The sequence below is a fragment of the Methylobacterium sp. A54F genome (assembly GCF_053346035.1).
In genome coordinates this window covers 1-284 of record NZ_JBKFBF010000212.1, presented here as the reverse complement: position 1 = coordinate 284, position 284 = coordinate 1, and the positions used below count along the sequence as shown (strand labels likewise).

General features: G+C 72.9%; 1 protein-coding gene. It reads right to left on the bottom strand.

Features of this window, described 5'->3' with window-relative positions; translation table 11 throughout:
- On the bottom strand, positions 1-284 hold a 284-nt coding region (locus ACLBXP_RS26000), incomplete at both ends, for a sterol desaturase family protein (RefSeq protein WP_447670668.1).

Below are 284 nucleotides of genomic sequence, written 5' to 3'. Positions count from 1 at the left end.
AGGAGGCCGAGCTCGCTCACCCCGGCGACGCCGACCGGACCGTCGCAGGGGCCCGGCCCACGGTGGGTGCCGAAGGCGCGGTCGAACAGCGAGAACACCGTGGCGAAGTTGGTGTCGAAGGCCGCCGGGTCGGTGGCGTGGTGCCAGCGGTGCATGGCCGGCGAGACCAGGACGGCCCGCAGCGGTCCGAGGGTCCAGGGCAGGTCGGCGTGGATGAACTCGCCGTAGAAGTGCTTCACGAGCCAGGCCACCACCAGCGCGTAGGGGGGCAGGCCGAGCAGGCT